Source organism: Bradyrhizobium sp. KB893862 SZCCT0404 (assembly GCF_018130885.1).
GTDB lineage: Bacteria > Pseudomonadota > Alphaproteobacteria > Rhizobiales > Xanthobacteraceae > Bradyrhizobium > Bradyrhizobium stylosanthis.
The window spans coordinates 439,381-457,993 of record NZ_JAFCLT010000005.1; the positions used below are offsets into that span (position 1 = coordinate 439,381).

Annotated in this window: 19 protein-coding genes; 2 read left to right on the forward strand and 17 right to left on the reverse strand. The window is 65.7% G+C overall.

The genetic code is table 11. The features are described from left to right. Positions 1–28: 28 nt before the first annotated feature. From JQ617_RS22705 to murJ, 15 genes are all read right to left on the reverse strand, one after another. Positions 29–442: a helix-turn-helix domain-containing protein gene (locus JQ617_RS22705; RefSeq protein ID WP_008131807.1), complete on the reverse strand. Its 414-nt coding sequence runs from the start codon at positions 440–442 to the stop codon at positions 29–31. A 219-nt stretch (positions 443–661) separates the two neighbouring features. Next, positions 662–2,275, reverse strand: a complete 1,614-nt coding sequence (gene lnt / locus JQ617_RS22710; RefSeq protein ID WP_212028206.1) for an apolipoprotein N-acyltransferase — start codon at positions 2,273–2,275, stop codon at positions 662–664. Beyond that, complete coding sequence (locus JQ617_RS22715; RefSeq protein ID WP_249157367.1) at positions 2,272–3,390, reverse strand: hemolysin family protein; 1,119 nt, start codon at positions 3,388–3,390, stop codon at positions 2,272–2,274. Before JQ617_RS22715 ends, lnt begins: the two co-directional genes overlap by 4 nt. 1 nt (position 3,391) lies before the next feature. Next, on the reverse strand, positions 3,392–3,880 hold the full coding sequence (gene ybeY, locus JQ617_RS22720) for an rRNA maturation RNase YbeY (protein ID WP_502754889.1): 489 nt from the start codon (positions 3,878–3,880) through the stop codon (positions 3,392–3,394). A gap of 82 nt (positions 3,881–3,962) precedes the next feature. Then, the gene (locus JQ617_RS22725; RefSeq protein WP_212028209.1) at positions 3,963–4,958 is read right to left on the reverse strand and encodes a PhoH family protein; all 996 of its coding nucleotides are present in this window, start codon (positions 4,956–4,958) and stop codon (positions 3,963–3,965) included. Between the two features lie 64 nt (positions 4,959–5,022). Next, on the reverse strand, positions 5,023–6,417 hold the full coding sequence (gene miaB, locus JQ617_RS22730) for a tRNA (N6-isopentenyl adenosine(37)-C2)-methylthiotransferase MiaB (protein WP_212028210.1): 1,395 nt from the start codon (positions 6,415–6,417) through the stop codon (positions 5,023–5,025). 190 nt (positions 6,418–6,607) lie between these two features. After that, positions 6,608–7,288, reverse strand: coding sequence for an HAD family hydrolase (locus JQ617_RS22735; RefSeq protein ID WP_212028211.1), 681 nt, complete (start codon positions 7,286–7,288; stop codon positions 6,608–6,610). Between the two features lie 79 nt (positions 7,289–7,367). Then, on the reverse strand, positions 7,368–7,823 hold the full coding sequence (locus tag JQ617_RS22740; RefSeq protein ID WP_011083619.1) for a Fur family transcriptional regulator: 456 nt from the start codon (positions 7,821–7,823) through the stop codon (positions 7,368–7,370). Between the two features lie 38 nt (positions 7,824–7,861). Then, positions 7,862–8,347, reverse strand: coding sequence for a ribosomal protein S18-alanine N-acetyltransferase (gene rimI / locus JQ617_RS22745; RefSeq protein ID WP_212028212.1), 486 nt, complete (start codon positions 8,345–8,347; stop codon positions 7,862–7,864). Beyond that, complete coding sequence (tsaB, locus tag JQ617_RS22750; RefSeq protein WP_212028213.1) at positions 8,344–9,036, reverse strand: tRNA (adenosine(37)-N6)-threonylcarbamoyltransferase complex dimerization subunit type 1 TsaB; 693 nt, start codon at positions 9,034–9,036, stop codon at positions 8,344–8,346. The genes rimI and tsaB overlap by 4 nt, the downstream gene beginning before the upstream one ends. A gap of 143 nt (positions 9,037–9,179) precedes the next feature. Beyond that, on the reverse strand, positions 9,180–9,749 hold the full coding sequence (locus JQ617_RS22755) for a NifU family protein (protein ID WP_212028214.1): 570 nt from the start codon (positions 9,747–9,749) through the stop codon (positions 9,180–9,182). A 181-nt stretch (positions 9,750–9,930) separates the two neighbouring features. After that, positions 9,931–10,425 carry a universal stress protein gene (locus JQ617_RS22760; RefSeq protein WP_212028215.1) on the reverse strand — a complete coding sequence of 165 codons (495 nt, stop codon included), beginning with the start codon at positions 10,423–10,425 and terminating at the stop codon, positions 9,931–9,933. Between the two features lie 76 nt (positions 10,426–10,501). Then, on the reverse strand, positions 10,502–10,897 hold the full coding sequence (locus JQ617_RS22765) for a hypothetical protein (RefSeq protein ID WP_212028216.1): 396 nt from the start codon (positions 10,895–10,897) through the stop codon (positions 10,502–10,504). 13 nt (positions 10,898–10,910) lie between these two features. Beyond that, the gene (gene trpS, locus JQ617_RS22770) at positions 10,911–11,963 is read right to left on the reverse strand and encodes a tryptophan--tRNA ligase (protein ID WP_212028217.1); all 1,053 of its coding nucleotides are present in this window, start codon (positions 11,961–11,963) and stop codon (positions 10,911–10,913) included. 81 nt (positions 11,964–12,044) lie between these two features. Beyond that, on the reverse strand, positions 12,045–13,577 hold the full coding sequence (gene murJ, locus JQ617_RS22775) for a murein biosynthesis integral membrane protein MurJ (protein ID WP_212028308.1): 1,533 nt from the start codon (positions 13,575–13,577) through the stop codon (positions 12,045–12,047). 125 nt (positions 13,578–13,702) lie between these two features. On the opposite strand from murJ, the gene JQ617_RS22780 reads away from it, so the two are divergent. Next, complete coding sequence (locus tag JQ617_RS22780) at positions 13,703–14,704, forward strand: adenosine kinase (protein ID WP_212028218.1); 1,002 nt, start codon at positions 13,703–13,705, stop codon at positions 14,702–14,704. 176 nt (positions 14,705–14,880) lie between these two features. On the opposite strand, the gene JQ617_RS22785 is transcribed toward JQ617_RS22780, so the two are convergent. Both JQ617_RS22785 and JQ617_RS22790 read right to left on the reverse strand, forming a co-directional pair. Further along, positions 14,881–16,575 carry an AMP-binding protein gene (locus JQ617_RS22785; RefSeq protein WP_212028219.1) on the reverse strand — a complete coding sequence of 565 codons (1,695 nt, stop codon included), beginning with the start codon at positions 16,573–16,575 and terminating at the stop codon, positions 14,881–14,883. 93 nt (positions 16,576–16,668) lie between these two features. Continuing rightward, positions 16,669–17,862, reverse strand: a complete 1,194-nt coding sequence (locus tag JQ617_RS22790) for a serine hydrolase domain-containing protein (RefSeq protein WP_212028220.1) — start codon at positions 17,860–17,862, stop codon at positions 16,669–16,671. 345 nt (positions 17,863–18,207) lie between these two features. On the opposite strand from JQ617_RS22790, the gene JQ617_RS22795 reads away from it, so the two are divergent. Next, positions 18,208–18,528, forward strand: coding sequence for a hypothetical protein (locus JQ617_RS22795; protein ID WP_063685845.1), 321 nt, complete (start codon positions 18,208–18,210; stop codon positions 18,526–18,528). Positions 18,529–18,613: the final 85 nt, after the last annotated feature.

The window sequence follows — 18,613 nt, forward strand, 5'->3', positions numbered from 1 at the left end:
CAGCCTCAAATCGGAATGAGATGGCGCCTCAGCGCTTGTCGGGGCCCTCGCGGGCGGCGATCTGCTCGACGAGATCGACGATCGAGCGGCGCATTTTCGAATCGGTGATTCGCGTGAACGCCTTGGTCAGAGCGAGACCTTCGGAGGTCGCGAGGAAGTCGGAGACATAAGAGGGCGAAGCGCCTTCGGCGAAGCCATCCGGCCCGGCCACGCCGCTCGGTCCGCCCTCGAACAGGAACGACACCGGCACCTGGAGAATCTCGGCAATCTGCTGGATGCGGCTCGCGCCGACCCTGTTCGTGCCCTTCTCGTATTTCTGGATCTGCTGGAAAGTCAGGCCCAAAGCCTCACCGAGCTTCTCCTGGCTCATGCCCAACATGATGCGGCGCATACGCACGCGGCTGCCGACATATTTGTCAACAGGGTTGGGCGCTTTCGACATTTCCTCAGCCTCCAAACACCACCTTCAGCGCAATCGATTGGATGCCTCAGGTGCCAGCAGCGTAAAAATCAAACCCTGTTATTGGGAAACATTGCGGAGAAATTTAGCAACGCCCACTGTCTTTCGCAGCGGATGCAGAATGAGGAACCCGGGTGCAGTCGTCAACCGTGGGACTACGGTTGTCAAAGGATTCCGGCCGCCGTCGCGGCAGTGGCGAAATCAGGGGTGCCGTTTGGCAACACGTCGGCGCATCGCGAGAATCACGGCCAGGGCGACGAGCATGGCTGCGGGCACGTCGCCGAGCCGCGCATAGACGGACGGCGGGATCGCGGCGGGCAGGCTTGCATCCAAAATGCCTTCGATTCCGAGACCGAGACTGGCGATTGTTCGCCCGACCGGATCGATCACGGCGGAGACGCCGGTATTGGCGGAGCGGACCAGCGGCAATCCGAGCTCGATCGCGCGCATTCGCGCCTGCTCGAGATGCTGGTAGGGACCGGTCGAGATACCGAACCAGCCGTCATTGGTGAGGTTCACGATCCAGCCTGGACGTTCGTTGCGTCCGGCAACCTCACCGGGAAAGATCGCCTCGTAGCAAATCAGAGGCAATGCGCTCGGCGCGTCCGGCACGTTGAGTGCGTGACGCACGGTCCCCGGAATGAAACCGCCACGCACGCGCGTGAGTTGTTCGAAGCCGAGCTTCTCCATCAGATCCTGATAGGGAAGAAACTCGCCGAACGGCACGAGATGGAGCTTGTCGTAGACCGAGAGCACGCTGCCGTCATGGTCGATCACGTAGATCGAATTATACGCGCGCGTGATCGGCGTGCCGCGCGGCAGATCGGGCGCGCGGACCGAGCCGGTGATCAGCACCGTGCCCTTCGGCAGCAGGTCGGCGATTTGCGCCATCGCGTCGGCTTCGCGCGTGAGGAAGAACGGAAACGCCGATTCCGGCCAGATCAGGATGGTGGCATCGCGCACGCCGGTCGATTGCGGCCCGGAGGCGCGGTCCGACAGCGCGAGGTATTTCTTCATCACCTCCGCCTTGGCGGAATAGTTGAACTTCGCGTCCTGCTGCAGGTTCGGTTGCATCAGGCGCAGCTTGGCGCCCGCGACCATCGTGGTCGGATGCAGCGACAGGCGGATCGCGCCGAAGATGCTCATGACAATCAGAAGCGCGATTGCCGCGGCCGGTGCTCGCCACGCAATGCTGCGATCGGGCGTGCGGTCGATCAGCGCTGCCGGGCTTGCGAAGATCGCGACCGTCAGGAACGTCATGCCCCACAGGCCGATCAGCGACGCGGTCTGCGCCAGCGCCAGCGGCTCGGACAGCGCATAGCCGAACGCGTTCCAGGGAAAGCCGGTCAGCACGTGGCCGCGCAGCCATTCGCTGATGGTGAGGCTTGCTGCGAGCGCGAGCACGCGCGTGGCGTTCTTGGTCCAGAGCAGGCGCGCCAGCGCAAAGCCAAGCGCCGTGAAGATCGAGAGATAGGCCGGCAGTCCCAGCACGGCGAAGGGCGTCAGCCAGGCGAAGACGTCGGCGTCGACGAAGAACGCGTAGCCGATCCAGTAGAGGCCGGGCACGAAATAGCCGAGCCCGAACCAGTAGCCGGTCAGCGCTGCGGCCGGCACGCCGCCATATCGTCCGGCGCCGGCGCCGTCGATCAGCCAGACCAGCACCGGGAACGTGATGAACAGCACGGGAAACAAATTGAACGGCGCCAGCGCAAGCACCGACAGCGCGCCGCACGCGATGGCGATGAGCGCGCGCTTCCATCCCCAGGTCAGGATGATGGCAAGCGCAATCTGCTTGAATCGCTGGAACGCTCTCACTGCGGGCCGGTCCCGTCGCTCGGCGGCGGGGTCGGCGTGTCACTCGACGGCGGCTGGTTGCTCTCCGGCGTGGCCTCGCGGCGCCGGCTCTCGCGCTGGGTGCGCGGCGCCGGCCGTTCCTTGCGCGTCGCGATGCGCAGCCGCTTGACGCGGCGCGGATCGGCGTCGAGCACCTCGACCTCGTAATTGCCGGGGCCCGAGATCACCTCGCCGCGCACCGGCAGGCGCCCGACGAAGCTGACGAGATAACCGCCGAGCGTCTCGACCTCTTCGCCGGCCTCGCCGGTGACGAAGTCCGCGCCGATCACCTCGCGGACGTCGTCGAGGCTGGCGCGGGCATCGGCAATGAAGGCGTTGTCCGGCAGGCGCACGATCGAGGGCGGCTCGTCGCTGTCGTGCTCGTCGTCGATCTCGCCGACGATCTGCTCGACGATGTCCTCGATCGAGACCAGCCCGTCGCTGCCGCCATATTCGTCCACGACCAGCGCGAGGTGGATGCGCGTCGCCTGCATCTGCGCGAGCAGGTCGATCGCCCGCATCGACGGCGGCACGTAGAGCAGCTTGCGGATGATGCGTGCGTCCTCGAGCGGCAGCGCGAGGTCCACGGCTTTCAAATCGAGCCCGGCCGGCGGCGGCTTCTTGCGCTTGGTCTTGGTGGCTTCCGACACGCGCGCCCGCGCCGTCATGAAGGCGAGCAGGTCGCGGATGTGGACGATGCCGACGGGATCGTCGAGCGTCTCGTTGTAGACCACGAGGCGCGAATGACCGACGCTCTCGAAGCGGTCCATCAATTCGCCGAGCGGGATGTCGCGCTTCACCGCGATGATGTCGGCGCGATGCACCATGACGTCGGCGATGCGGCGCTCGTGCAGGCCGAGGATGTTGCGCAGCATGGTGCGCTCGACCGCGGAGAAGCCGGTGTCGTCGGGCGTCGTGGCGTCGAGCACGACCTGCAGATCGTCGCGCACCGAGCCGGCCTTCCAGCCGAACAGCGTGCGGATGGCGCGCAGCAGCCAGCCTTCGGCGGTTGGGCGCAGCACCTCGCCGGGCGTCACCACGGCCGGCAGATTGGCCGTGTTGCGCGGATTGTCGTGGGTTGGCTCGGAGTCGGGCATCTCAGTGCGTCCCCGTGCGGTCGGCATAGGGATCGGGGATGCCGAGATGCGCCAGGATCCGCGTTTCCAGCGCTTCCATCTCCTCGGCGTCGTCGTCGTTCTCGTGATCGTAGCCGATCAGATGCAGGAACCCGTGCACGGCGAGATGGCTCAAATGATGGTCGAACGGCTTGTGTTCCTCGTCCGCCTCGCGCCGCATCGTCTCGTAGGCGATCGCGATGTCGCCGAGCATGCGCGGCGCATCGCCTTCCTTCCATTCACCCTCCGGCTGGAGCGCGGGAAACGACAGCACGTTGGTCGGCTTGTCGATGCCGCGCCAGTTGCTGTTGAGGGTGCGGATGCCGGAATCATCGGTCAGCATCACCGCCACTTCGGCGTCGGCGACGTCCTCGTCGACGCTCTCGGCGGCGGCGGCGACGGCGCGCTGGATCACGGCTTCGGAATCAGGTTCGCGCTGCCAGCAATCGGCAACGACGAGGACCTCGGTCATGGGAAGGTTGGGGTGTGACATTGTCTTTGTTCGGAACGATCAGGCGCCGTGTCCGCGCCCGTATGGTCCGGCTGTTGTCCCGTCAGGATTTATCCGTGGCCGGCCGCTGCGGCGAACCTTCATAGGCGGCGACGATCCGCGCCACGAGCTCGTGGCGGATCACGTCCTCGGCTTTGAAATGAACCTGAGCAATGCCTTCGACGCCGCCCAGGAGGCGCGTTGCCTCGGCAAGACCCGAGGTCTGGCCGTTCGGCAAATCGATCTGCGAGGGATCGCCCGTCACGATCATGCGGCTGTTCTCGCCCAGACGCGTCAGGAACATCTTCATCTGCATCGACGTGGTGTTCTGCGCTTCGTCCAGGATGATGGCGGCATTGGTCAGCGTGCGGCCGCGCATGAAGGCGAGCGGCGCGATCTCGATCTCGCCGGTCTGCAGCGCGCGCTCGACGATGCGCGCGTCCATGAGGTCGTACAGCGCGTCGTAGATCGGGCGCAGATAGGGGTCGACCTTCTCGCGGAGATCGCCAGGCAGGAAGCCGAGCCGCTCGCCGGCCTCCACCGCCGGACGCGACAGGATGATCTTGTCGACCTCCTTGCGCTCGAACAGCTGCGCGGCATGGGCCACGGCGAGCCAGGTCTTGCCGGTACCGGCGGGTCCGATGCCGAACACCAGCTCATGGCGCTTCAGCGCGCGGATGTAGGAGTCCTGCGCGGCGGTGCGCGCACGTACCGGGCGCTTGCGCAAATTGATGCTGTCAAAGGTCGATTTCGCCGACTTGGCGTCGAACTCGAACAGGGACCCTTGCGCGATCACCGCGCGGATTGCGCCTTCGACCTCGCCCTGGTCGAGATCCTGGCCCTTCACGGCCTGTGCGTAGAGCATCTCCAGCACGCGGCGCGCGGCGTCGCAGCCGTCGCGCGTGCCGCCGATGGTGATGTGGTTGCCCTTGGAATCGACGACGACGCCGAGCCGCCGCTCGATCTGCGCGAGGTGCTGGCCATAGGGGCCGACCAGCGCGGAAGCGGCGCGGTTGTCGTCGAAGTCGATGACGACCTGGGTCTCGGGCGGAACTTGCATGTCGCGATCAAATTTGCGGCTGGGAGCGATAGAAGACGAATCCGATGCGCTTTTTGGCAAGGGTTCAGGCTCCGATGGCTTGCGATAAAGCGGGCTCGCGCACATTGCGCGCCGTCGCGAGCTCGCCGAGGAAACTGTAGCGTTCGAGGCTGTCGATTCGCACGGGCAGGATCTGTCCGATGATGTCGGTCGAGGCCATGACGTGGGCGGGCTGGAGGAAGGCGGTGCGGCCGACGATCTGGCCGTCCTTGCGCGCCGGACGCTCGAACAGCACGTCGACCGTTGAGCCAATCGCAGCCTTGTTGAAGGCCGATTGCTGGCTGTCGATCAGTTCCTGGAGCCGCTCCAATCGCTGGTCCATCTCGGCGGGGGACACCGTCTCCTGCATATCCGCGGCCGGCGTTCCCGGCCGGGCGGAGTATTTGAACGAATAAGCCGCAGCGTAGCCGATTTGCGTGACAAGCGCGAGTGTGGCGAGAAAATCTTGCTCGCTCTCGCCGGGGAAGCCGACGATAAAATCCGATGAAAAAGCAATGTCTTGGCGAGCGGTACGGAAACGGTCGATGACACGCCGATAATCATCGGCGGTATGTTTCCGGTTCATGGCGGCCAGAATCCGGTCCGAGCCCGACTGCACCGGCAGGTGCACGAACGGCATCAAGGCCGCGAGATCGCGGTGGGCCGCAATCAAACTGTCATCGACGTCGCGGGGATGGCTGGTCGAATAGCGCAGCCGCGCGATGCCGGGAATCGTCGCCAGATGCTCGAGGAGGCGGCCGAGCGGCCAGGTTTTTCCGTCCGGTCCCTCGCCATGATAGGCGTTGACGTTCTGCCCGATCAGCGTGAGCTCGCGCACGCCGTTGTCGGCAAGGCGCTTCACGTCGTCGACGATTTTCGCGACGGGGCGGGAGACTTCCGAACCCCGCGTGTACGGCACGACGCAGAACGTACAAAACTTGTCGCAGCCCTCCTGCACCGTGACGAACGCGGAAATGCCGCGCGCGCGGATCGCGTCGGGCTTTGGCTGGGCCAGAAAGCCGAATTTGTCCGCCGCGGGAAACTCGGCCTCGATCGCGCGGCCTTCGTCGCGCGCGCGTTTCAGAAGCTCGGGAAGGTGATGATAGCTCTGCGGTCCCACCACGACGTCGACGACGGGTGCGCGGCGCGTGATCTCGCCGCCTTCGGCCTGTGCCACGCAGCCTGCGACGGCGATCTGCATCGCGCGACCCTCGCGCGCAGCCTCGTCCTTGGCGACACGTAGCCGTCCGAGCTCAGAATAGACCTTCTCCGAGGCCTTCTCGCGGATATGGCAGGTGTTGAGGATGACGAGGTCGGCCTCCTCGGCACTATCAGTCTCGACGAATCCTTCCGGCGCCAGCGTGTCCACCATGCGCTGGGCATCGTAGACGTTCATCTGGCAGCCATATGATTTGATGTGCAGCTTGCGCGGCGGCGTCATGGAACCCGAAATGGCGGTGGAGGACGGCCCTCAAATATAGGCTGGAGGGCCGAAAATCCAGCGATTGGGGGCTTGGTGCCGTCATTCCGGGGCGCGGCGCAGTCGCGAGCCCGGAATCTCGCGCCAAAACCTCCGGATTCCGGGTTCATGCGCTCGGCGCGTGCCCCGGAATGACGGCAAGGGGCTGAAATCAGCCCGCCAGGGCCTCCGCCTCGACCCGCCGGACCAGCTCGGGGAGCTGATGCATGTCGGCAAAGGTCAGGTTGGCGCCGGCCTGACGCAGCGTCTCGGCATGGCCGTCCCCGCAATGGCTGCCGCCGCAGAAGCCGAACACGGTCATGCCCGCCGCCCGCGCGCCGGCGATGCCGGCGAGGCTGTCCTCGATGACGACGCAGCGCTCCGGCGCCACGCCCATCTGGTTCGCTGCGAACAGGAACAGGTCGGGCGCGGGCTTGCCGTTCTTCACCTGCGAGGACGAGAAGATGTTTGGCGCGAGGCGCTCATGGAGGCCGGTGCTCCCGAGACTCACCTGCATGCGCTGATGCGAACCGCTCGACGCGACGCAGACCGCTTGCGTCACCACATCGAGCACGTCGTGGATGCCGCGGATCGCTTCGAGATCGGCCTCGAACGAGCGGAATAGCTCGTCCTGGAGATCACCGTGATAGGCCTCCGGCAGCTGGCGGCCGAGCTCGGTCTCGATCTCGAGATTGGCCTGTTTTGTCGAACGGCCGAGGAAGCGCCTCGACACCTGCTCCGAGGTGATCGGATAGCCGTGCCGGGTCAGGGCATTCGCATGCGCGCGACAGGAGATGACCTCGCTGTCCACGAGCACGCCGTCGCAATCGAAGATGATGAGATCGATGGGCACTAGGGCATGATCCGGAAAAGTGTGAAGCGGTTATCCCGCGCGGCAAGCGCGGAACGCGTTTGCGCGGAGATCATGCCGCTTAGGACGTCGGCTTGTCGTCGTCGAGCGGGACGCAATAGAGCTCGAGCCGGTGATCGACCAGCTTGTAGCCGAGCTTGCGGGCGATCTCCGCCTGCAGCTTCTCGATCTCCTCGGAGGTGAACTCGATCACCTTGCCGTCGCGCAGGTTGATGAGATGGTCGTGATGGCTGTCGCGCATCGTCTCGTATCGCGCGCGGCCCTCGCGGAAATCATGGCGTTCGATGATACCGGCATCCTCGAACAGCTTGACGGTGCGATACACGGTCGAGATCGAGATCTTGTCGTCGACGGCGACGCAGCGCCGGTACAATTCCTCGACGTCGGGATGATCGACCGCCTCCGCGAGCACGCGCGCGATGACGCGGCGCTGCTCGGTCATGCGCATGCCGGTTGCGGCACAGCGCGCCTCGATGCCGGACGCCTTGGATGCAGAAGAAGGTTTCAGTGCGGTCATGATCTGTCTGCCTGAGGGGGCGCTTTCTGCCATCAATGTTACGACAAGTCACGCCGCATCAGAAGGGCGTTCAATTGTTCCCCGTTCGGCTGCTTATAGTAGCGTTCGCGGCGTCCGACCACCATGAATCCGGCCCGGTCGTACAGCCGCCGGGCCGGCTGGTTATTTTCCTCAACTTCGAGAAATATCGTGCGCACGCCGCGGCCTGCGAGATGGCCGAGATGGGTCATCAGCAGCGTGCGGGAGAGCCCGCGCCCGCGACTGCCCTGGTCGACCGCGATCGAGAGAATCTCCGCCTCGTCCGCGCCGATGCGCGATACCGCAAAGCCGATCGTCTTGCGGCCGAGGCGCAGCCGGTGCACGAGCGTGTTGCGCTCGCTCATCATGCCCTCGAACTCGCCTTCGCCCCAGCCGTGCGCAAAGGAGGCGCCGTGAAGTTGCGCCAGCCGCGCGGCATCGCGCGCCGACGCGGGTTCGACGGCGGCGGTGCCGCCGTGCCACCATTCCAACAGCCATCCGATCATGAGCTTGCGGCTTGTGCGAACTGAGGAGCTGCGGCCGGCTTTGCGTCGGGCGCCTTCAGATAGAACGGCCGCGCCGACGCCGTCTCGGGATCGGCGGCGGCGCCAAGCCAGGCGACCCAGCCGATGTCGGGCGCAGCTTGCGCGTCGACCGCGACCGGCTGCGGCGCATCCTTCGGCCATCGATCGGCGAGGATGCTCGCGGCATTGCCGACCAGATGCGGCGCGCCGAATTGCGAGGCCGCGATCGCCTCGTCGATGGGCGCGACAGCGGGCCGCACCAGCGGGCTGCCGTCGCCTGCGACGATCTGGAAATAGACGTGATCGTGGCGGGCATCGATCGCGGAAATCACCGGCGCCGGCTTGCTCTGGCCGACGACGGCGGCGGCATAGGCCGACAGTGTCGTCAGCCCGACCGCCGGCCGTTTCGCCGCGAGCGCAAGGCCGCGCGCCGCGGAAATGCCGACGCGCAGGCCGGTGAAGCTGCCGGGGCCGACCGTGACGGCGATGCGGTCGAGCGAGGTGAAGGCGAGATTGGCCGATTGCATCACGCGCGCGATCATCGGCATCAGCGCTTCGGCATGGCCGCGCTTCATGAGCTGCGATTCCTGGGCGAGGAGCTCGCCGGCGTCGGTGTCGAGCACGGCGGCCGCGCACGCCTCAAGTGCAGTGTCGATGGCGAGGATCAGCATGAAACGATCGTAGCATCATCCGTCACGGAATGCTCGTCGTCATGGCCGGGCTTGTCCCGGCCATCCACCCCTTTGCCGCCCCAAGAACGCGGATGCCCGGCACAAGGCCGGGCATGACGGTACTTGAGCATCTGGCGTCCGGCTCACATCGGCCGGACTTCGACCACGTCGGGCACGAAGTGCTTCAGCAAATTCTGGATGCCGTGCTGGAGCGTGGCGGTCGATGACGGGCAGCCGGAGCAGGCGCCCTTCATGTTGAGATAGACGACGCCGTCCTTGAAGCCGCGGAAGGTGATGTCGCCGCCGTCATTGGCGACCGCCGGCCGCACGCGGGTCTCGATCAGGTCCTTGATCATGTCGACCGTCTCGGCATCGGCCTCGTCGAAGAACTCGTCCTCGTCGTCGAGATCGACATCGCCCTCGGCCGCGCCGTCGGCGAGCAGCGGCGCGCCGGACATGTAGTGCTCCATGATGGCGCCGAGGATCGCGGGCTTGAGCTGCTGCCACTCACCGCTCGCCTTGGTCACGGTGATGAAATCCGATCCGTAGAACACGCCGGTGACGCCGGGCACGTCGAACAGCTTTTCGGCCAGCGGCGAACGCACGGCCGATTCGCGGCTCGAAAATTCCATGGGATTGCCGTCGGTCACGACGCGGCCGGGAATGAACTTCAGCGTGGCGGGATTGGGGGTCGCTTCGGTTTGAATGAACATGGTTTTCTCCAGACGTCGCCGGTTCAAGGCCGGCGCGTGCTCTCTTCCCTAGCAGATGGCGATGGGGAACGCACGATCAAGGGGGATCGAGGCTGTTTCGCTGTTATTTCAGCGGGTTAGGGGGCCAAAGGCCTGTGCGTCGTCATGCCCGGGACAAGCCCGGGCATGACGGGCCCCTGAACTACGACAGCGAATCCACGCTCTGGTCGCTCAGGGCGCCCGAAATGACCGTCACCGGCACCGGGAACGTGCCGAGCGCGTGCGCGAGCAGCGAGACCAGGGGGCCTGGGCCCTCCGCGCCGGGATTGGCGGCGAGCACCAGCATGGCGATATCAGGGTCCTCGTCGATGACCGCGAGCAGCTGTTCCATGGCCGCGCCTTCGCGGATCACCCGTTCCGGCGTGATCGCAGCGATGCCGTTGGCTCTCCCGGCGGCGCGGTCGAGCGCGGCTTCGGCGGCCTCATGTGCCTCGGCGCGCATGATCTCGGCGACACCAAGCCATTCCTGCGTCTGCTCCTCGGGCTCGATGATGCGCAGCATCACCACGCCGCCGCCGGCGCGGATCGCCCAGCGGCTGGCGTAATAGACCGCGCGATCCCATTCGGCGCTGTCGTCGACGATGACGAGGCATTTGGGCTTGTGACCCGGCTCGAAGCAAAGTCGCTTGCTGGTCATGCATGTCCCGGAATGTGCAGGACCGATATGCTGCCACGCCGTGGCCGCTTTCGACAAGCGGCGTCAATGATCGCGGTCAGGCCGATCGGTCCCAGGGAATCGGCGCCGGCGCCTTTGCAGCCGCGACACTCTCGGCGTCGCCGGGCTGCACCGCGATGATATGCCGGTATTCGAACGGAAGCTCGGTTCCGTGCCAGAATTCATCGTTCTCGGCGATCGAATGCGGCTGGTTGGCGAGCATGCCGACATAGCCGTCCTGCGTGTGCTCGCGGATGATCACCCACATCCGTTCGACGGCCGGATGCTCGTCGCCCTCGACGGTGATCTCGAAGATCAACTTGGCGTAATCGCCCACCCGGAGCATCTTGCGGAGGGCCAGGTCCGGAATCTGAAACGTCGCGGGCGCCTCGCGGTGCCGCTCCTCGCCATCGTTGAGGCGCCAGCCGTCTCTGTGAAGGTCCGGCGCTCTCATCGATGCGGTCTCTCTATCGGCGGCGGATGAACCCGACGATGTCCTTCGAGAGCTTCATGGTCTCGTCGGCGATGGCGCGGGCCCGGTCGGACCCCTCGTTCAGGATGGTGTCGATATGGCCGGGGTCGGCGACGAGGCGCTTCATCTCGCCGGCGATCGGCGCGAGCTTGGTCACGCACAGTTCGGCCAGCGCGTTCTTGAAGCTGGAGAACTGCCCGGCGCCGAACTCACGGAGCACGTCGGCCTTGGAGCGGCCGGAGAGCGCGGCGAAGATGCCGACGAGGTTGTCGGCCTCGGGGCGCGCTTCCAGGCCCTTCTCTTCCGTCGGCAGCGGCTCCGGATCGGTCTTCGCCTTGCGGATCTTCTGCGCGATGGTGTCGGCATCGTCGGTGAGGTTGATGCGCGAATTGTCGGAGGCATCCGACTTCGACATCTTCTTGGTGCCGTCGCGCAGGCTCATCACGCGCGTCGCCGGGCCCGTGATCAGGGGTTCCGGCAGCGGGAAGAACAGGCCGTCATTGGCGCCCTGGGCACGAATGGAATCGGCGAAGTCGTTGTTGAACTTCTGCGCGATGTCGCGCGAGAGCTCGAGATGCTGCTTCTGGTCCTCGCCCACGGGAACGTGGGTGGCGCGATAGAGCAGGATGTCGGCGGCCATCAGCACGGGATAGTCGAACAGACCGACCGAGGCGTTCTCGCGGTCCTTGCCCGCCTTCTCCTTGAACTGGGTCATGCGGCCGAGCCAGCCCATGCGCGCGACACAGTTGAAGATCCAGGCGAGCTCGGAATGGCCCGAGACCTGGCTCTGGTTGAACACGATGTGCTTCTTCGGGTCGATGCCGCTGGCGATGAACGCCGCGGTGACCTCGCGGGTGTTGCGCGCGAGCTCGACCGGGCCGCCCCAGACGTCCACGCCCTGCGTGATCGCGTGCATGTCCACGACGCAATAGATGCAGTTGTGGGTTTCCTGCATCTTCACGAAGTTGACGATGGCGCCGAGATAGTTGCCGAGGTGCAGATTGCCCGTCGGCTGGACGCCCGAAAAAACCCGTTCAACGAATGGCATGGTCGGCCTTCCCATAGGTATTCGCCGTCGTTTCCAACAGCGGCGCTGCCCCGTCAAGGGTAATTCGCTGGTCCGGCCGGTTCAGGCGGGCCGCTTCAGGGCGGCGGCCGCCTCGCGCCACGAGGCCGCGCCGAGGACCTGGAGGAGCACGGCGTAGACGGCGATCCCCGCCCCGATCTGCAGGCCCAGCACGACGAAGCGGATCAGGCCATGCGCCTCTGACGGCACGAGACCGATGGTCAGCCAGAGCAGGGCGCCCATGGCCGCGGCGGCGAGCACGATCCGCGGCAGCCGTTTTCGCGCGGCGGCGTCGACCGAGAAGCCGAACTCGCCGGTGCCCTTGCGGAGCAGGGAGAGCGCGCTGCTCCAGGCCCCGGCCGCGATGCTCGCGGCGATGCCGCTGGCGCCGTAGAAATGACCGAGCAGCACGGCGAGGGCGACCGCGACCACAAAGCCTTTGGCCGTGGCGAGCAGCGGCGCCATGGTGTCGCCGCGGGCGAAGAAGGCCGGCGACAGCGCCTTGATCAGCACATGCGCCGGCAGCCCCAGCGCCAGCCACACCAGCGCGCGGGCGGTCGCAGTGCTGTCGTCCGCGCCGAACGCGCCGTGCTCGAACAGCAGCCGCACGATCGGTTCGGCCAGCACGATCAGGCCGAGCGTCGCCGGCAGCGCCAGCCCGGTCGCAAGCTCCAGCGCGCGCGATTCCGCATGTGCCACCGCGTCACGGTCGCCGCTGGTGACGGCCCGCGTCAGCTCCGGCACCAGCACCGTGCCCATGGCGACGCCGACGATGCCGAGCGGAAGCTCGATCAGGCGGTTGGCGAAATAGAGCCATGACACGGCCGATGGCGTGGCGGAGGCGATGATCGCGCCCGCGACTATCAGCCATTGCGGGCCCGAGCTTGCGATCATGCCGGGAATCGCCTTGGCGAAGAAGCCGCGCATCTCCTTGTCGAAGCTTGCACGCAACGGCGTCGCCAGATCGGCGCTCCGCTGCGACAGCAGCATCAGCAGTTGCAGCAGGCCGGCGATGCCGACCGTGGCCGCCAGCATCCACGCCGCGAACGCTGCGTCAGCATGCCCGAGGAGCAGCACAGCGATCGCGGCGATCAGCGCGATGTTGAACAGCAGCGGCGAGAATGCCGTCAGCGCAAAGCGTCCCTGCGCGTTGAGCAGTCCCATCAGCACCGTGACGGGGCCGGCGAAGGCGAGATAGGGCAGCATCAGCCGCGCATTGGCGACGGCGATGTCGAGCGTGCTGCTGCCGAGGAAGCCGGGCGCGATCACCGTGATGATCAGCGGCATCGCCAGCGCGATGACGGCCGAGATCGCGATCAGGGCCACGCTGACGGTGCCGAGCACGCGGCCCGCGAAGGCGGATGCCGCCGCTTCGCCGTCGCGGTCCCGGACGCGCAGCCAGGCCGGGATCAGCGCTGCGTTGAGGGCCCCCTCGCTGAGCAGCCGCCGGACCACGTTGACGAGCTGGAACGCCGCCAGGAACGCGTCCGCCACCGCGCCGGTGCCGAGCAGGGCCGCGATCATGGAATCGCGCGCAAAGCCGAGGAGCCGCGAGGCCAGCGTTCCCGTCGAAACTGTCAGGAAGGAGCGGATCATCGGGTGGACATAATACCGTTGCTTGCCCGGGCAGGGCCGGTCGTGATAGGCCGCGAGCCAGATTTCAGGCCGACAGGAAGCGGATTTCTCCGGCAATCGCAATCCGCCAAACAGGATCAAGGTGAATGGCTGACGTGAAATATGACGTTCTCGGCATTGGCAACGCGCTGTTCGACGTGCTGGTCAGGACCGACGAGGCCTTTCTGGCCAAGCACGGCATGACCAAGGGCAGCATGTCCCTGATCGACGAGGCCCGGGCCGCCGCCATCTACAAGGACATGGGCCCGGCCACGGAAGTCTCGGGGGGATCCGCCGCCAACACCATCGTCGGCATCGGCAGCCTGGGGGCACGCGCGGCCTATGTCGGCAAGGTCAAGGATGACCAGATCGGCAAGCTCTATGTCCACGACATCCGCGCAGCCGGCGTCGCCTTCAACACCCCCGCCGCCAAGGACGGTCCCGCCACCGGCTGTTCCTACATCCTGGTCACCGGCGACGGTGAGCGCACCATGAACACGTATCTCGGCGCCGCGCAGGATCTGTCGCCCGCCGACATCGACCCGGCCGAGATCGCCTCCGCCGGCATCGTCTACCTCGAGGGCTATCTCTGGGACCCCAAGAACGCCAAGGACGCCTTCGTCAAGGCGGCCACGATCGCCCATGACGCCAAGCGCAAGGTGGCGCTGACGCTGTCGGATTCCTTCTGCGTCGATCGCTATCGCGACGAGTTTCTGGGTCTGATGCGGAACGGCACCGTCGACATCGTGTTCGCCAACGAGTCCGAGCTGCATTCGCTCTACATGACCTCGGACTTCGACACCGCGCTGAAGCAGCTGCGCAGCGACGTCAAGCTCGGCGTCGTCACCCGCAGCGAGAAGGGCTGCGTGGTGGTGACCCCGACCGACGCCGTCGCCGCGCCGGCCTCGCCGATCACGAAACTGGTGGACACCACCGGCGCCGGCGACCTCTTCGCCGCAGGCTTCCTCTACGGTCTATCGCGCAACCTCGCGCACAAGCAGTGCGGCGAGCTCGGCGCACTCGCGGCCGCCGAAGTGATCCAGCACATCGGCGCGCGCCCGCAGGTCTCGCTGAAGGAGCTGGCCCAGCAGCGCGGGCTGACGGTTTAGGGTTTCGCTGATGGCGTGAGGCCGGCGCGCGCCGCGTTCACAATTGTCATCGCCCGGCTTGACCGGGCGATCCAGTACTCCGAGACGTCAGCGGTTAAGCCGAGAAGCCACGGCGTACTGGATCCCCCGCCTTCGCGGGGGATGACAGTCGCCGTGTGGTGGGAGCTTCTGCCCCCTCACGCCGTCTTCGCCGCCTTCAATCCGAGCCGCTGCTCCACCGCATCGCGCATCACGAATTTCTGGATCTTGCCGGTCACGGTCATCGGGAATTCGTCGACGAACTCGACGTAGCGCGGGATCTTGTTGTGGGCGATCTGGCCGTCGCAGAAGGCGCGCACCTCCTCGGCGGTCAGCGTCTCGCCCGGCTTGACGCGGATCCAGGCGCAGAGCTCCTCGCCGTAACGGGTGTCTGCGACGCCGAAGATCTGCACGTCCTGGATCTTCGGGTGACGATACAGAAATTCCTCGATCTCGCGCGGATAGAGATTCTCGCCGCCGCGGATCACGAGGTCCTTGATGCGGCCGACGATGTTGCAATACCCTGATACGTCGATGGTGGCGAGATCGCCGGTGTGCATCCAGCCGTTGGCATCCAGCACGTCGCCGGTCTTTTCCTTCTCTTCCCAATAGCCGAGCATGACGCTGTAGCCGCGGGTGCAGAGCTCGCCGCGTTCGCCACGCTTGACGATTCTGCCCTCGAGATCGACGACCTTCACCTCGACATGCGGATGAATCCGCCCGACGGTGGAGACGCGTCGCTCCAGCGGGTCGTCCGTCGCGCTCTGGAAGCTGACCGGGCTGGTCTCGGTCATGCCATAGGCGATGGTGACTTCGCCCATGTTCATCTCGCTGTTGACGCGCTTCATCACCTCGATCGGGCAGGGCGCGCCCGCCATGATGCCGGTGCGCAGCGATTTCAGGTTGAAATTCCTGAATTCGGGATGATCGAGCTCCGCGATGAACATGGTCGGCACGCCATACAGCGCCGTGCATTTCTCCTGCTCGATCGCGCGCAGGGTCGCGAGCGGGTCGAAACCTTCCCCGGGATAGACCATGGTCGTGCCGAGCGTGACGGATGCGAGGTTGCCCATCACCATGCCGAAGCAGTGGTAGAGCGGCACGGGAATGCAGATGCGATCCGCTTCCGTCAGGCGCATCGCCCGTCCCGTGAAATAGCCGTTATTGAGGATGTTGTGGTGCGTCAGCGTCACGCCCTTCGGTGAGCCCGTGGTGCCGCTGGTGAACTGGATGTTGACGGGATCGTCGAACTGAAGCGCAGCACCGAGCGCGGCGAGCTGTTCGCGATGCTCGGAGACGCCCATGCGCGCGACGTCCTCGAACGGGATCGTCCCGGATGCCGCGGGGCCGCCGATCTGGATCACCATCCGCAGCTCCGGCAGCCGCGCTGCCTGCAGCTTCCCCGGCGTCGAACCCGCGAGCTCCGGCAGCAGCGTGTTGAGCATCTCCATGTACTGGCTGGTCTTGAACGACGTGGCGGTGACGATCGCGGCGCAGCCGACTTTCTTCAGCGCGAATTCCAATTCGCTGAGCCTGTAGGCGGGATTGATCGTCACCAGGATCAGGCCGGCTTTGGCGGCGGCGAATTGGGTCAACGTCCATTCCGGCCGGTTCAGCGACCAGATGCCGATCCGCTCGCCGCGCGCAAGACCCAGCGCGAGAAAGCCGGCGGCGAGCGCCTCGACCCGCTCCGCGAATTCCGCCCATGTCCATCGCACACCATGGCTGGGCGAGACCAGCGCTTCGCGCTTGCCCCAGCGTCGCACCGCATGGTCGAGACTGCGGCCGATGGTGTCGCCGAGCAGTGGCGTGTCCGAGACGCCGCAAACGTAACTGTCACTCTTGTCCGCCAAATCAAAATCCTCTCGTCAAGGAACGTCGGCACGCTTTCTCCGTCGTCATGGCCGGGACAAGCCCGGCCATGACGCGTGGTGAAAGCCAGGCTCTTACGCCGCCTTCTGTCCGCTCCCCGCATCGAGCCCGGCATAGACGCCGCGCTCGAAGCCCGCGAACGCCTGGAGGCATTTCGCGTCGGCAAACGGCAGCAGCTGCATCAGGATCACACCGGTGACGTCGCGCGCCGGATCGATCCAGTAGTAGGTGTTGGCGAGGCCGGCCCAGGCGAGGCTGCCGGCGCTGCGGCCTTCAGCGGTCTTGGCGGTGTTGATCATGAAGCTGAGGCCCCACTTCTTGACCTGCTCCGGATAGAGATCGACGTCGTTGGTGTACATCGGCGCGGCCGTGGTCAGCTTGCCCATGGTGAGATCGCCCATCTGGTTCTGCCCCATCATGGCGATCGTCTCGGGCTTGAACAGCTGGTTGCCGTTGCCGCGGCCCTTGTTCAGGATCATCTGGGTGAACTTGATGTAGTCGGCCGCCGTCGAATAGAGGCCGCCGCCACCCATGTGGAATTCCGGATTCTGCTCGAGCTCGAACGGGATCGCGGCGAGCTGGCCGTCCTCGCCGCGGGCATGCATCCCGACCAGACGCTTGCGCATGTCGTCGCTGATCTTGAAGCCGGTGTCGGACATTCCGAGCGGCGCAAACAGGTTGTCGCGGAGGTAGGCGTCAAGCTTCTTGCCGCTGGCGACTTCCACCGCCTTGCCGACGAAATCGATGTTGGTGCCGTATTCCCAGCGCGTGCCTGGGTCGGTCATGACAGGTGTCTTCAGCGCGGCGTTCTGGCAGGTGATGATGCCGGGCGTGCCGGTCTTCTCCATGTAGCGCGCGAATTCGCCGTTCCACATGTCGTAGCAGAAGCCGGCGGTGTGGGTCATGAGCTGGCGCAGCGTGATCGCGCCCCTGGCCGGCCGCAGCTTCGGCTCGCCCTTGGCGTCGAAACCTTCGAGCACTTGCGGCTTGGCGAGATCGGGCAGCAGCTCTCCGATCGGCGCATCCAGCGACAGCTTGCCCTGCTCGACCAGCTGCATCGCGCCCGCCGACGTCACCGCCTTCGTCATCGAGGCGATCCAGAACACGCTATCCGCGGTCATCGCGTCCGGCTTCGACAGGTCGCGCTTGCCGAACGCGCCCTGATAGAGGACTTCGTTACCGCTGGCGGCAATCGCGACCACGCCGGGAATGTCCTTTGCCTCGGTTGTCTTGCGCAGAATCTCGTCGATCTGAGCCTGGCTTCGCATGCGCGTTTCCTCCGGTTTGATTATTGTTGGAAGCATCCGGATTGTCCTCCCGCAGGTCGCAGGCGGCAAGCCTCTCTACCTGTGAGCCGGTCGCGATGTCGTGACTTGACGACATGCGCCGTGCGCAGGACGACAAGGACGGCTGAACTGCAACAGTCCGTCACAATCTGCGGTGGATGGCGGCACTTCGCAGTGACCGTGGATGGGCTGTGGCGATATGTTTTCGGTGTTTTGAAGCACTTGAAACATTTTGTGCGTTGCGACGTTCAAACTCTCGGCCCGCTTCGCGGCCGACCTTAAGACTTGATGTAAATTTGGCGGCCATCGGCCGCGAGGGGACCTCAAATGATTTCGACCTGGAGCGAATGGAAGCGCTATCCCCGTCCCGGACGGGGCGACAATCTCGAGGCGCCAATCTCGCCCGGCATCTACGAGGTCCGCGTCGCCGGCACCGGCGCTCTCTATTCCTTCGGCGCCGTGGACAATCTGGCGCAGTCGCTGGCGCTGCTGCCGGTCGGTTCGAAGAGCTGGTTCGGCCGCCGCGACACCTCCGACGTTCCCGATCTCGAATACCGGACCTGCGCGACCTCCTCGAAGGCCGACGCCAAGGCCGCCGCCGAGCGCATGATCGGCCGGCGCGAGACCTATATGAGCGGCGCGGCCTAAGGCCGCTGTCAGTTTAGCTCCCATCAGATGTACGTTGCGGGACGGTGCATTGCGCACCGTCTGTCCCTATATTCCGGGCCGATCC